The following is a 13,256-nucleotide window of genomic DNA, read 5'->3' on the forward strand; positions in this document are numbered from 1 at the left end:
CGTGTCAGCCATATAAATCTAATTTAAATCTAATGGAAATTGCTAGTTCTCACCATCCCCCATCTTCTTTACAACGTCCTGAAATCCTTGCACCTGCTGGTAATTGGGAGTGTGCTAAAGCTGCTGTGGAAAATGGGGCGGATGCAATTTATTTTGGTTTAGATCGGTTTAACGCCAGAATGCGGGCGCAAAATTTTACTGAGGCTGATTTACCGGAATTGATGACATTTTTGCACCATCGAGGTGTGAAAGGTTATGTCACTGTCAATACATTGATTTTCCCGCAAGAGTTAGCAGAAGCGCAGCAATATCTCCGCACAATTATTGCGGCTGGCGTGGATGCAATGATTGTTCAAGATGTAGGTATCTGTCGCCTAATTCGTCATCTATCCCCAGATTTCCCCATCCACGCCTCAACACAAATGACTGTCACCAGTGCAGCTGGGGTAGAGTTTGCTAAATCTCTCGGTTGTCAGTTAGTGGTGTTAGCTCGTGAATGTTCTTTAAAAGAGATTAACAAAATTCAGCAGCAAATTGCACAACAGGCCGTTTCGCTACCACTTGAGGTGTTTGTGCATGGTGCGTTGTGTGTGGCTTACTCTGGTCAGTGTTTAACTAGTGAAGCTTTAGGCGGACGTTCAGCGAACCGGGGTGAATGCGCTCAAGCTTGTCGGATGCCCTATGATTTAATTGTTGATGGGGAAATTATAGACTTAGACGAACGCAAATATTTACTTAGTCCCCAAGATTTAGCCGGCTTGGAAGTATTACCTGATTTAGTTACGTCTGGGGTAACTAGTCTCAAAATTGAAGGTCGTTTAAAAGCACCGGAGTATGTTGCTAATGTCACCCGTGTTTATCGCCAAGCATTAGACCAGGTGATGGGAAAATTGGCAAGACCTAACCCCCTAACCCCCTTCCCTACTAGGGAAGGGGGAATAAAAGCTTCCCTGTCTACATCGAACAACGGGAGAGGTCAAGAACGCTACAACCTAGAGATGGCATTTTCTCGCGGACTTTACACGGGTTGGTTTGAGGGGATTAATAATCAAGAATTAGTTCATGCGCGGTTCGGAAAGAAGCGGGGGGTTTATTTAGGCGAAGTTACCCGCATTCGTAATGAACAGGTGACACTTAAATTAGCAGCCCCCCTGAAACCTGGGGACGGTGTGGTATTTGATTGTGGTCATCCAGAGACTAAGGAAGAAGGCGGTCGAGTCTATGGGGTGGTACAGCAGGGAAAAGAAGCTGTGATCACATTTGGCCGAGGTAATGTCAACTTCCAGCGTGTTCATATAGGCGATAAGCTATGGAAAACCAGTGACCCAGAATTAGATAAACAATTACGCCAGACTTTCGCCGGGGATAACCCCCAATTTCAGCGTCCGATTGACGTGGAAATTTATGGAGAGATTGGTGAATTATTAATTGCGATCGCCCGCGATGAATTCGGTAACATTGTACAGGTAAAATCAGAAATTCCCGTGGTGGAAGCACACACCAAACCTCTACATATTGAACGCATTAAAGAACAGTTTGGTCGTCTTGGTAACACCCCCTTCCGTTTGGGAACATTAACGAATCATCTCAGTGGTAACGTGATGTTACCTGTAAGTGAATTAAACCGGATGCGGCGCGAAATCGTCACCCAGTTAGAAGAGTTACGCAGTCAACCTAAACGCTGGGAACTAAATCCTCACGCTTCCTTCCAAGACCTACTCCCCCCCACATCTCCCCCATCCCCCACATCTCCCTCACTCATCGTCCTAGTCCGCAACCTCAAACAACTCCAAGCCGCTCTAAAAGCAGGTGTGGAGACACTTTACTGTGAATTTGACGACCCCCGCGCTTATCGGGAAGCCGTGCAGTTAGTTCGTGAATCCCCTGTCCCCTGTTCCCTGTCCCCTGTCCCCTGCATTTGGGTCGCCCCTCCCCGCATTACCAAACCTGGGGAAAACTGGATTTTGCAACAAGTACGCGCTTCCGAAGCTGATGGCTATTTGGTGCGGAATTACGACCAACTCGAATTTTTTGCCGCAGACCGTTGTATAGGTGATTTTTCTCTTAATGTTGCTAATCCTTTAACAGCAGACTATTTCAAGCAGCGTTTTGGTTTGGAACGGCTAACAGCATCCTATGACTTGAATATTACGCAACTGGAAGATTTACTGACAACTTGCCCTAGTGAATGGTTTGAGGTGACAATTCATCAACATATGCCGATGTTCCATATGGAACATTGCGTTTTTTGTGCGTTTCTCTCTGAGGGGACAGACTATACTAATTGTGGCAGACCTTGCGATAAGCATGAAGTGAAATTACGCGTAGACACAGAGAGGCTTGTCGGTAGACATCGCGTCGGTAGTGAACACGTTCTGCAAGCTGATGCAGGTTGCCGCAATACGGTATTTAATGGTATAGCCCAAACTGGAGCAGAGTACGTACAGCGTCTGATAGAATTAGGATTGCGTCACTTTCGGATTGAATTTGTGAATGAAACTCCAGAACAGGTGACGAAAACAATACAGCAATATGATCATCTATTAAAAGGTGAAATCACAGGTTCTCAACTCTGGCGCGAGTTAAAATTGCAGAGTCAATTAGGTGTAACTCGTGGGCCGTTAAGGTAATTCGTAATTCGTAATTCGTAATTCGTAATTCGTAATTATTCTTCCACACGGTAGCCCAATTCTGCTAACCTGACGCGGGAGTGTCGCCATTTGGGTTGGACTTTGACAAATAACTCTAGATAAACTTTGCCAGAAATCAGCTTTTGAATTTGCTCTCGCGCTGCACTACCTACGGCTTTAAGCATTGAGCCACCTTTACCGATGAGAATCCCTTTTTGGGAATCGCGTTCAACGTGGATGGTAGCCATGACGCGGGTAATAGCTGGTGTTTCTTCTACTTTATCAATTGCGATCGCTACAGAATGGGGTACTTCTTCACGAGTTAGCAGCAAAATCTGTTCTCGAATTAACTCGCCCATAATAAACCGTTCTGGTTGATCTGTTACTAAGTCCGGTGGGTAGTAGAACGGCCCATGATCTAAATGTTCAATTAATAATGTTTGCAGTTCGGGTAATTCTGCGCCAGTCATCGCAGAAAACTTGACTGTCGGCCATTTATGTGAATCTGCCATCTTTTGATAACTCTCGTCGATGTTTTGGGCATTTGCTGGCTGTTGATCAATTTTATTGATACCCAAAATCACTGGTGTTTTACTGTTGATTAGTAGGTCAGCAATAAAGCGATCGCCTGCACCACAAGCTACTGTTCCATCTACCACAAACAAGACTACATCCACCGAATTAATCGCTATTGTGGCATTCCGCACCAATACCTCACCTAATTGATGATGTGGTTTGTGGATTCCTGGTGTATCAACAAATATTAATTGTGCCTCTGGTGTTGTAACAATCCCTCTTAAACGGTTGCGTGTAGTTTGTGCTACTGGCGAAGTAATAGCAATTTTTTGCCCGACTAATTGATTCATCAACGTAGATTTACCAACATTAGGACGGCCAATAATGCCGATAAAACCTGATTTAAATTCAGGGGGAGCTTGGGGAATCGATACCCCTTCTGAAAAAGATAAGATGTGATTATCAATACTAGTCACTGTCAGTTCCACCGTTATATTTTATAGTTGGGATATAGTGGTTATAAGTTTTTTTACGAACATACTCAACAAAACATCAATTCACCCTGAGATGTGCGGGGAACTAGTCTTTAATTTTAGTTTAATCTACTACTAAATATATTTTGCTTTAATCTCAAAAAATGAGATGATAACGAAAAAAATCTCTAATATTATATTTCTTAGAGAGGATTGCTTTTAGTTTAATGTTGTGATGTTCTAATTACGTTTAATTACAAAGCATCGAGAATATATATTTATCTAAGACTTACGCACTGTACAAAATAACTATCTTGTGTATTAACGTAAATATGTTTTTTTCAGTCTTTTATCGATCACGCTTGATGGGTTGAGATCACCTCCGGTGGGCGGGTACGCCATCGCTTGTGGTGAACAGAACACCACCGCCAAAATATCATGAAAAAATCTAGTGATAAGCCTTGAAAATATACCCGTTATTTTGGCTTCTCTGTCAATGTGTAAGTTTTATTAGCTTAATAAAGCTACAATTGCAACTTCAGTTATCAACTAAGCAATCTTTAATCGCATATATATCAACGACTCTAGGTAGGTGATTTTCCTGATAAATTTGATTCTAAATCCCTATTTTGATGTTTAACTAATAGTAATTAGAATATAAAAAAACCAACCCTGGCGATTATAAATCGCGCGCCACTTGCTACAAGTCGGGAAACCCGCCCAAAGCAGTGGCTTGGCTACACAGACAAAACCCACCTACCCTTCCCTTTGGGACACGCTTCGCGTTGGCGCAGCCTCTCGGAGAGAACGGAGAGAACGCAGAGAAGGGCGAACGTGGGTTTAAAAGACCTAATGTTTGGTTAGTCCGCACATCATCAGGACTTAGCCTGTGTAGTAGCAAATTATATTTGCCCAAAACTTTTCAAACATCCTCTCAGCCTTGAGATAAGCGTTGCTGATAGTGCTTAACAATTTCTTCTGTAACATCAGAGATGGTAAGACCATCGGTTTGAAGTTCAATGGCATCTGCTGCTTTTTTCAGGGGCGAGACTTTGCGAGTGCTATCTTTCCAGTCACGTTCAGCAATATCTCGTTCCAGTTGTTCTAGATTGACTTCTGGTTGTCCTTGTTTTTGAAAGTCTTGTTGGCGACGACGGGCGCGTTCACCAACGGAGGCGGTTAAGAAGATTTTGATTTCCGCATCGGGGAATACATGAGTACCAATGTCTCTACCTTCAGCCACTAAACCACCTTTTTTGCCCCAGCTTTGCTGCTGTTTCACCAAGGCTTCCCGGACAGCACCTTGGGCAGCGATCGCAGATACTTGAGATGTAACGGTAATAGAACGAATGGCTTGAGTCACATCAGTTTCATTAATCCAAACCCGCACCGGAGATTGCAAGTCCGGGCTGGGAGTCAGTTCAATTTTACATTTATTAGCTAATTGGGCGATCGCACACTCATCATCAATGGCAATACCTTGTTCTAGGACTAACCAAGTCATAGCACGGTACATCGCGCCTGTATCTAGATAAACTAGACCTAACTTTGCTGCCACCTGACGGGCTACTGTGGATTTTCCAGCCCCGGCTGGCCCATCAATAGCGATGATAGGTTGGCGATCGCGCAAGATGGTATTATCAATCAACCGTGTAGACCCAAGACGAGCTGCGATCGCAAGCATTCCTTCCTCCGTAACTTTATCTAAAAACATCAATGTAGTCGGTTCAACTAATTCAATATATTCCACTGAGACTGTACTGACCTTGGCTAATTCTTGTTCTACTGCTGCTATCAACTGATTGCGATCGCGTACACCTGCACAAAATACCGTCTCAGCTTGTTGCAAGCCGCGATACAATACGGCTGCTTGCTGTTGTTCCTCCGCAGTCAAATACTGGTTGCGAGAACTCAAGGCCAGACCCGAAGCTTCCCGCACTATCGGACAAGCAATAATCTCTACCGGCAAATTTAAATCAGCCACTAACCGTTTAATGATAGCTAGTTGCTGACCATCTTTTTGACCAAAGTAGGCTCGGTCAGGTTGTACTAAGTTAAAAAGCTTAGTCACAATCGTCGCCACACCTTGAAAGTGACCTAGCCGAGAACGACCACACAAGCCAGATATCATAGCAGATGGAGGGATTACTTGTGTTACCTTATATTCTTGTATATTCTTGTCTATTCCCATTTCTTCCGGAGTCGGTGCAAAAATCGCATTGACCCCAGCTTGTTCACACAACTTTCGGTCTTGTTCCAAAGTCCGAGGATAGCGTTCAAAATCCTCATTGGGGCCAAATTGCAGGGGATTGACAAAAATACTCACAATCACCGCCGAATTTTCTTGTCGCGCTCGTGCAATCAAGCTTAAATGCCCTTGATGTAAACTCCCCATCGTTGGTACTAGACCAATGGCTGTCTGATACCAACCGCTCATCCCATCCAGGACTAGATCATCTGTTCCTGTAAGCTGAGTTTCCCAGCGATGTTGATTTAAATAGCAACGTAAAGCTGCAACTGTTGTCAGCAGACGCACAAAAAAATACCCCTAGTTCTTCTTTCGCCTCTCCTCCGTTAGTTTATATCTGAACTAGGGGTAAGAGAAAGAACTAGGGGAAATTAGGGATTGGGGATTGAGGATTAGGGATTGGGTATTGGGGATTAGGGATTTTGGATTAGTTTGAAAAATCCCTAATCCAAAATCTAAAATTTAAAACTTCCCCTGTAACCTGTAACCTGTCACCTGTAACCTGTCACCTTCCCCCAAACTATCGACCCAGGACTTCAATTTTCACTGGTGCAATGCCACTACCAATCATGCCTATCATTCTGGCTGCACCGGTCGATAAGTCAATCACTCTCCCCCGAATGTATGGGCCTCTGTCGTTGATTCGCACTACAACAGAACGACCATTGCGGGTATTGGTAACACGCACCCTTGTACCGAAGGGTAAACTGCGATGGGCGGCGGTCATGGCTTCTGAATTGAATCTCTCACCTGTTGCAGTGGGTCTACCATGAAAACCACTACCGTAAAAGGATGCTATCCCTTGGAAGCTGAGTCTAATGTTGCTAGCAATTTGTTGGGGCAAATTAGCTACTGACTGTGATGAACCTGAACGTGATGGTAAGTTAGCAATCTCTTTGAGAGGAGAGGCGTTGCCGATGAGTCTCCGTAGGCGGTTTGTGGCTTGCAACGCGTCTTTTGCTAGGTCATTGGTGGTATCTGCCAGGCGGGTATTTTGATTAATTTCCACCAATTCTTGGTTGTTGATTTTGATGGTGTAGCGATCGCCTGGCTGTTGTTGGATTGAGACGTTTTTGTTTCGAGATGGATTGGCAACTCTCGCTTCGTCTTGTCCTTTCCAACTGACGCTGATTTGATCAGCTTTAACATTATTGCGGATCATCTGGTTGATCCTGGCTGCTATGAGACCGGCTTTATGCACTGGGTCATCTTGCAGCGAGCCAGTTGGAATCTTCTTGGCATTTGCTATATTGCCTAGACTCGCTACCTGAAATGAGTTCCCAGTATTAAGGGCGTACAATTGCACGCCCTGATCATCTTCTCCCACCACACCTACTTTCTTTTCAGTGCTGGCAATTGGTTTAGAACTCAAAAAGGTAATAACTGGAATGTTTCGGATATACAGGGTCGCCGCCCTCCGACCGCCAACGTTGTGAGGATGAATGCTCGTATTCACAGCATCAGAGGTATTTCCCCCTGTTGAAGTTTTCAACTCTCCCACTTTGACTACATCACCAGCTGCTGCTTTTGGTGCAGCTGGTGTACTTAGATTAGTGGTTTGAGTCCGACCAACTGAGGGTGAACCCCCTATGGTCAGAGACAGGGCGACAATAGTCCAAAAATGTCTTTGATTCATGCGTCCGATTTTAAAGCGACTATAGAACAGCAGTTTCTTATTAGTTGGGAGCTTGTAAAAAATTTTATTTATTAGCAAACTCTCCTAAGATGCGAACTCGTTCCGCTTTTACTTTCTGTTTATAACTGCAACAGACTAGCACGAAGTTCTAAGCTTGGGGATCAGGGTTTTAGCGTAGAAATTATCATGTTTCTCCAATTTAAGTTCTGAGGACAAGGGCTAAACCTTGGTCAAATGCGGATTTCGCCTATGTAACGTTTTTTTCAAACTACTAACATTTTTTTATTTAAACTTAAGATTTTCCGGATTTTAAAATGCTGGGATGAAGAATAACTCTATCAGTAATTTTTCTAACAACTAATGTAATATTTTGAATGGTATAAATCTTACTGATAATACCAATAGTAATCCCATATAATACAAAAAAATAGCAAAAGTTTTATTGAACTTAATTTATTTTATGTTTTTTTACATTATCTTACAAACTAGTCACATAGAGATTTATAGCCAGAATAGTTTTGTATTTTAGTAAAAAGAGGGAAATAAATTTATATATTTTTTATAATGCAGAATCTGTAATAATACTTTTTAGGTAGCTTAAAGATGTAGTGACAGTGACATAGCACTACAGTAATCATGAGTAAAAAAAGATGCCACTTACTGTAGCAGATATTTTATTTCATCAAAATAAAGTTGATTAGGAAAAAGTGAAAAATTATCATCGAAAAGTGTGTAGACTATTTTGCTAAGTATTAAAAGTTACACTTGAACAGTAAATTTTAAGTCAGTTGATCAACTAAGCTTTTAAATATCAAGCTATTAGCCTCATGCCCAACCCAGGAAATCAAGAAAATTTAGAAATAACTTCCTCTCCACTGTTGAAGGTGATCAATGAATTGCACGTTAAATACCAGTCACTGAAGGAAGGAATATTAGCGAATTACATTCCCGAACTAGCAAAAGTTAACCCAGATTTATTTAGTATTTGTATTGTTACCGTAGACGGTCAGGTTTACGAAGTTGGGGATTATCAACAGCTATTTACTATCCAATCAATTTCTAAAGTATTTGCTTACGGACTGGCCTTAGAAGATCATGGACGGGATTATGTGTTGACTAAAGTCGGAGTAGAACCAACAGGGGAGGCATTTAATGCGATTATCCTTGATGAGCAATCAAAGCGACCTTATAACCCAATGGTAAATGCTGGAGCGATCGCCACAACCAGTTTAATTAAAGGAGCGGGAGCAACAGAACGCCTCAATCGGTTACTGGATATGTTCCGGCGGTACATTGGTCATGATGTATTTGTGGATATTTCCGTATTTACCTCCGAACGCAGCACAGGACATCGCAACCGCGCAATTGCACATCTAATGCTCAACTTTGGCATGATTGACCAAAATATTGAAGAAGCCTTAGACCTATATTTTCAACAATGCGCCGTGATGATGAACTGCCGGGACTTGGCCGTCATGGCTGCTACTTTAGCCAACAGAGGTGCAAACCCAGTCACAGGTGAACAAGCTGTAGATAAGTGTTACATCAAAGATATTCTCAGCGTCATGTACACCTGCGGGATGTATAACTTTGCAGGTGAATGGGCTTACAAAATTGGTATCCCTGCTAAAAGTGGTGTTTGTGGCGGAATTATGGCCGTTGTTCCCCATCAAATGGGAATTGCTGTGTTTTCACCACCTTTAGATAGCCGTGGTAACAGTGTCAGGGGAGTAAAAGTTTGTGAAGAACTATCCCAGCGTTTAGGCTTACATCTATTTGATTGCTCAGGTTCGCAAGTTTAATGGAGACACTTTTAGAGCAACTATATCTATATATATATATATAGGAATCCATATATAGGAATCCGATTTGATTTATGTTGGCGTAGCCTGCACTTGCACTTAAAAATATCAATGCGTTATGCTTACGCCTAACATACCCTACTGGACTATCTACTACTTCTCTCAATATACGAGCTTGGGTTAAGCGCAGCGCAACCCAACATGGATCTCGGAGAATCAAAACTCAAAACTCAGCACTCAAAACTCAGCACTCAGCACTAAATTTCTGACTTGCCATCTAGAAAAAGAGATGCCAAAACTATAGGTAAATTCTGCAAATTTGGTACAGTCAGGAAAATAAAATGGCAAATTTTGAAATTATTGAACGAGAAAGTTTACGTTTAGTTAAAGTTACATTACAAAACGAAACAGTTCGTACTGAATCTGGGGCGCAAGGAATTAAAATTTAAGCATTTGCTATGGGATGTTTTTTGACTTAACATTTTAATTCCTTTAATTTTATTGCTGAATCAGCAATTAACCAAAAGCAAAATTGTATAAAATTACAAAGTTAACTAAAGGTACAATCATTAACAAAATCAGCCAAGGATTTTTACCTAACTTCTTGACAATATTTACAAAGGCCATAATCAAGAAAATTAAAGCCACAAAATTCACAAGAGGTATGAATAATCCGATAATCCACTAAGGAGACTGATCGCCTGCTTTTAACATGATCCAAGTATTGAGAATGGGAACCCAAGCAAACCAAGCGTTAGCTTCTCCTAGCTTTTGATAAATTGTGTAGAAGCAATAAGAACCAAAAACATAGCCCACAAGCCCAAATATTAAACCAAATAAACCTCCAGCACCAGCTCCAGCACTTGAGTCACTTTGAGCTAAAAGATAAACTAAGCTCCAATCATAAGTAAGTAGAAACACTTTTATCCTCTGGGTAACATAGTAGTGATTGCCACTTTACCTACCCTATAAATATTGATTTAAATGATAATTTAACTAAAACTTTGGTTTTACGTAAATAAAATACACAATGTAAAGTTTTGCAACAAAAATTCATGTAAACCTCATTCGTGTATGCGTTTGTTGATTGAGGCAGTTAAACAAAGCTTAATTAAGCTTTGAGTGAATATATTTAAGATGTTTAATTTATAAACTTTTCAATTCTTATAACTAGCTGCTAGAGATATCAATAGATATCTATAATCACTACAATCCCGCTATTCTAATCAATACTACTGACAAAACAAATATAGCGGTAATGACCCACCACATTTTAAAAGCCACCAAATCAAATGTGCATCTAGGGGGTTTTTCTCACAGACTAGAACCTGTATTAACTATTGATTCTGGCGACACAATTGACGTAGAAACCTATACTGGTTACTACATTTACGACAAAGCACCACCAGAATTTATCACCCCTGAATTTTTAGATATCTGCAAAAACTTACCTCCAGAACGCAAAATTGCCGCAGGGCCTCATTTACTCACAGGGCCAATTTACATTCGAGAGGCAAAACCGGGGGATGTTTTAGAAGTAAAATTAGAAGCGATCGCACCTAGTTTACCAGTCGGGTTTAATGCCATTCGTTCAGGTTGGGGAGCATTACCCAATCAGTTTCCTCAACCTGCTTTGAGATTTATCCCCTTAGATTTAGTCAACAACACCGCCGAATTTCCGATTAATAGCGGGATCAAAATTCCCCTCAGACCTTTTTTTGGGATTCTTGGTGTCGCCACCCCAGAAAACGAGCGATCGTCTGTTCCACCTGGCTGTTATGGTGGTAACATCGACAATCGCGAACTACAAGCAGGCTCACGCATATTTTTACCTGTTTTCGTTCCTGGAGGATTATTTTCTATCGGTGATGGACATTCTGCACAGGGAGACGGGGAAGTAAATGTCACCGCCATCGAAACTTCCATGAACGGCCGCATCAAAATTAAACTCCGTGAGAATTTACCAATTAAAACACCGATTGCAGAAACAGCGACTGATATCATCACAATGGGTTTTGCTCCCACATTAGATGCAGCTTTAGAAATGGCTCTGAAAAATATGATTGATTTTCTGGAGCATTTTGTCAATTTATCACCAGAAGATGCTTATGTTTTGTGTAGTTTAGCCGTCAATTTTCGCATCACCCAAGTTGTAAATAGTCCCAACAAAGGTGTACATGGTATGCTTCCCAAAGCTATCTTGTCACCTAAAATCAGTTTATAGTTAAGACAAAACTCACAGTTTTCTATGTCTAATTTACTCATTCAACTATTGCTAATTGGTTTAGCTGCTGGCGTTGCAGGTGGAATGTTTGGCATTGGTGGTGGTGCAATTATGGTGCCGGCAATGGTGTTATTAATGGGAATGGATCAAAAATTTGCTACTGGCACATCCATCGCCGCCCAAGTATTACCAATTGGGATTTTAGGAGCAGCAGTTTACTATCGTAGCGGTAAAATTGATATTAAATATGCAGTGATTATAGCTATTGGGCTAGTAATTGGTAATCTGTTTGGAGCGATGTTTGCCAATCAGCCATTTATTAGCAGTGCAATAATGAAAAAGCTTTATGGCATATTTTTGTTAGCTATTGGTATACGGTATTTATTCATACGTTAGGGAGATGGGAGATTGGGAACTAGGAAAACATTCTCCCTTGATTCTCCCTTGTCTCCCCTAAACCCCTTACTGTAATTTCTCAGTGGGGAAAGCACCCGATCTGATAGCTAGGTTGACATTTTGCCCTTTACGTTTTAATGCTAATTGCAACTGTTCGCCGACTTGCGTATTTTCTACTGCTCTTTGAACACTACTAGCATCGGTGACTGATTGACCGTTCAGTGATTGTATGACATCACCTGCACGTATTCCTGCTTGAGCAGCTGGTGAGTTTGGCATCACTCTGACAATTAAGACACCTTTATCTTCATTAATACTCAAACCACTGTTAGGGTCAGAGTTGATATTTTCCTTGATTTGCGGAGTCAACCCGACCATTTGAATACCCAAGTAAGGGTGTTGTACTTTACCTGTAGCGATTAATTGGTTAGAAATTCGTTGTACTGTTTTAATCGGGATGGCAAAACCTAGTCCTTGTGCGCCTTGGATAATAGCTGTGTTCATCCCAATCACCTCACCACGAGCATTGAGTAATGGCCCGCCAGAGTTACCAGGGTTAATGGCTGCGTCAGTTTGAATATATTCTACGCGCTTATCAGGTGCGCCAATTTGATTACTAGAGCGTCCAGTTGCGCTGATGATACCTGTAGTTACTGTATTATCTAAACCTAAAGGATTACCGATCGCGATCGCCCATTCTCCTGGTTGTAGTTCGTCAGAGTTACCCAATTTTACTATTGGTAAATTCTCAGCCTGAATTTTGATCACCGCTACATCGGTTAATTCATCTTTGCCTAACACCTTACCTTGAAAGCTACGCCCATCTTTGAGTATGACTCTCACGGTATCAGCACCATTAACTACGTGAGCGTTGGTGAGAATACTACCATCTGCGCTAATGATAAAGCCAGAACCAGTACCACGTTGTACTCTCTCTTGGCGTTGCGGTACTTGAGAACCCAAGAAGTCACGGAAAAATGGGTTGTTAAATTCTTCAGGTAAGGATGTTCTGACAGTGCGAGACGCTTCAATTCTCACTACAGCTGGCCCCACTGTCTGCACTACCTGCGTGACAAAGTTAGCATCTGTCAAAGTTGGTAAAGGTGGTGCTGCATCAACTCGACTCACCGCCAAGTTAGATGCACTCTTGGTTAACTGCTGATGGTTTCCAGCTAGATAACCACCTGCTAAGGTCATCCCCGAACCTAGAAACACTAGTGATAGAGAAGCGGCTGTTTTTTTCCAAGGTGCGTAATTATGACGTTTACTATTTAATGGGTGAGAATCATCTTGTACTTGGTTTTGCATGGCTATCTTAAACAATATCAATA

At 41.8% G+C, this 13,256-nt stretch carries 9 protein-coding genes; 4 read left to right on the plus strand and 5 right to left on the minus strand.

Translation table 11 applies throughout. The features are described 5' to 3' along the window. Window positions 1-32: 32 nt before the first annotated feature. Window positions 33-2,630: a U32 family peptidase gene (locus ACM0OR_RS11835; RefSeq protein WP_414576358.1), complete on the plus strand. Its 2,598-nt coding sequence runs from the start codon at window positions 33-35 to the stop codon at window positions 2,628-2,630. A gap of 35 nt (window positions 2,631-2,665) precedes the next feature. On the opposite strand, the gene era is transcribed toward ACM0OR_RS11835, so the two are convergent. The 3 genes from era to ACM0OR_RS11850 all read right to left on the minus strand — a co-directional run bounded on the left by era (window position 2,666) and on the right by ACM0OR_RS11850 (window position 7,503). Further along, the gene (gene era / locus ACM0OR_RS11840) at window positions 2,666-3,640 is read right to left on the minus strand and encodes a GTPase Era (protein WP_414576376.1); all 975 of its coding nucleotides are present in this window, start codon (window positions 3,638-3,640) and stop codon (window positions 2,666-2,668) included. Between the two features lie 913 nt (window positions 3,641-4,553). Then, window positions 4,554-6,155, minus strand: a complete 1,602-nt coding sequence (locus ACM0OR_RS11845) for a bifunctional pantoate--beta-alanine ligase/(d)CMP kinase (protein WP_323269164.1) — start codon at window positions 6,153-6,155, stop codon at window positions 4,554-4,556. Window positions 6,156-6,387: 232 nt separating this feature from the next. Beyond that, a complete protein-coding gene (locus ACM0OR_RS11850) occupies window positions 6,388-7,503 on the minus strand; it encodes a septal ring lytic transglycosylase RlpA family protein (protein WP_323269165.1) in 1,116 nt (371 codons plus the stop codon). A gap of 827 nt (window positions 7,504-8,330) precedes the next feature. Here ACM0OR_RS11850 and glsA point away from each other — a divergent pair. Next, the gene (glsA, locus tag ACM0OR_RS11855; RefSeq protein ID WP_414576359.1) at window positions 8,331-9,305 is read left to right on the plus strand and encodes a glutaminase A; all 975 of its coding nucleotides are present in this window, start codon (window positions 8,331-8,333) and stop codon (window positions 9,303-9,305) included. A 684-nt stretch (window positions 9,306-9,989) separates the two neighbouring features. Here glsA and ACM0OR_RS11860 read toward each other — a convergent pair. Continuing rightward, window positions 9,990-10,226 (minus strand): hypothetical protein, encoded by a 237-nt coding sequence (locus ACM0OR_RS11860; RefSeq protein WP_414576360.1) that lies wholly within the window; start codon window positions 10,224-10,226, stop codon window positions 9,990-9,992. 337 nt (window positions 10,227-10,563) lie between these two features. On the opposite strand from ACM0OR_RS11860, the gene ACM0OR_RS11865 reads away from it, so the two are divergent. After that, window positions 10,564-11,529: an acetamidase/formamidase family protein gene (locus ACM0OR_RS11865; protein ID WP_414576361.1), complete on the plus strand. Its 966-nt coding sequence runs from the start codon at window positions 10,564-10,566 to the stop codon at window positions 11,527-11,529. Window positions 11,530-11,553: 24 nt separating this feature from the next. Then, the gene (locus tag ACM0OR_RS11870; RefSeq protein ID WP_190696129.1) at window positions 11,554-11,925 is read left to right on the plus strand and encodes a sulfite exporter TauE/SafE family protein; all 372 of its coding nucleotides are present in this window, start codon (window positions 11,554-11,556) and stop codon (window positions 11,923-11,925) included. Window positions 11,926-11,991: 66 nt separating this feature from the next. Here the strand turns inward: ACM0OR_RS11870 and ACM0OR_RS11875 are convergent, their stop codons facing one another. Then, a complete protein-coding gene (locus ACM0OR_RS11875) occupies window positions 11,992-13,233 on the minus strand; it encodes an HhoA/HhoB/HtrA family serine endopeptidase (protein ID WP_323266285.1) in 1,242 nt (413 codons plus the stop codon). Window positions 13,234-13,256: the final 23 nt, after the last annotated feature.

Origin of the sequence: Anabaena sp. CCY 9402-a (assembly GCF_963920945.1) — a bacterium.
Lineage (GTDB): Bacteria > Cyanobacteriota > Cyanobacteriia > Cyanobacteriales > Nostocaceae > Trichormus > Trichormus minutissimus.

Bases quoted from the DNA above. Each gene is read 5' to 3' on its own strand.
- ACM0OR_RS11835 (WP_414576358.1), top strand. From the start codon at position 33: ATGGAAATTGCTAGTTCTCACCATCCCCCATCTTCTTTACAACGTCCT.
- ACM0OR_RS11850 (WP_323269165.1), bottom strand. From the start codon at position 7,503: ATGAATCAAAGACATTTTTGGACTATTGTCGCCCTGTCTCTGACCATA.
- glsA (WP_414576359.1), top strand. From the start codon at position 8,331: ATGCCCAACCCAGGAAATCAAGAAAATTTAGAAATAACTTCCTCTCCA.
- ACM0OR_RS11865 (WP_414576361.1), top strand. From the start codon at position 10,564: ATGACCCACCACATTTTAAAAGCCACCAAATCAAATGTGCATCTAGGG.
- ACM0OR_RS11870 (WP_190696129.1), top strand. From the start codon at position 11,554: ATGTCTAATTTACTCATTCAACTATTGCTAATTGGTTTAGCTGCTGGC.
- ACM0OR_RS11875 (WP_323266285.1), bottom strand. From the start codon at position 13,233: ATGCAAAACCAAGTACAAGATGATTCTCACCCATTAAATAGTAAACGT.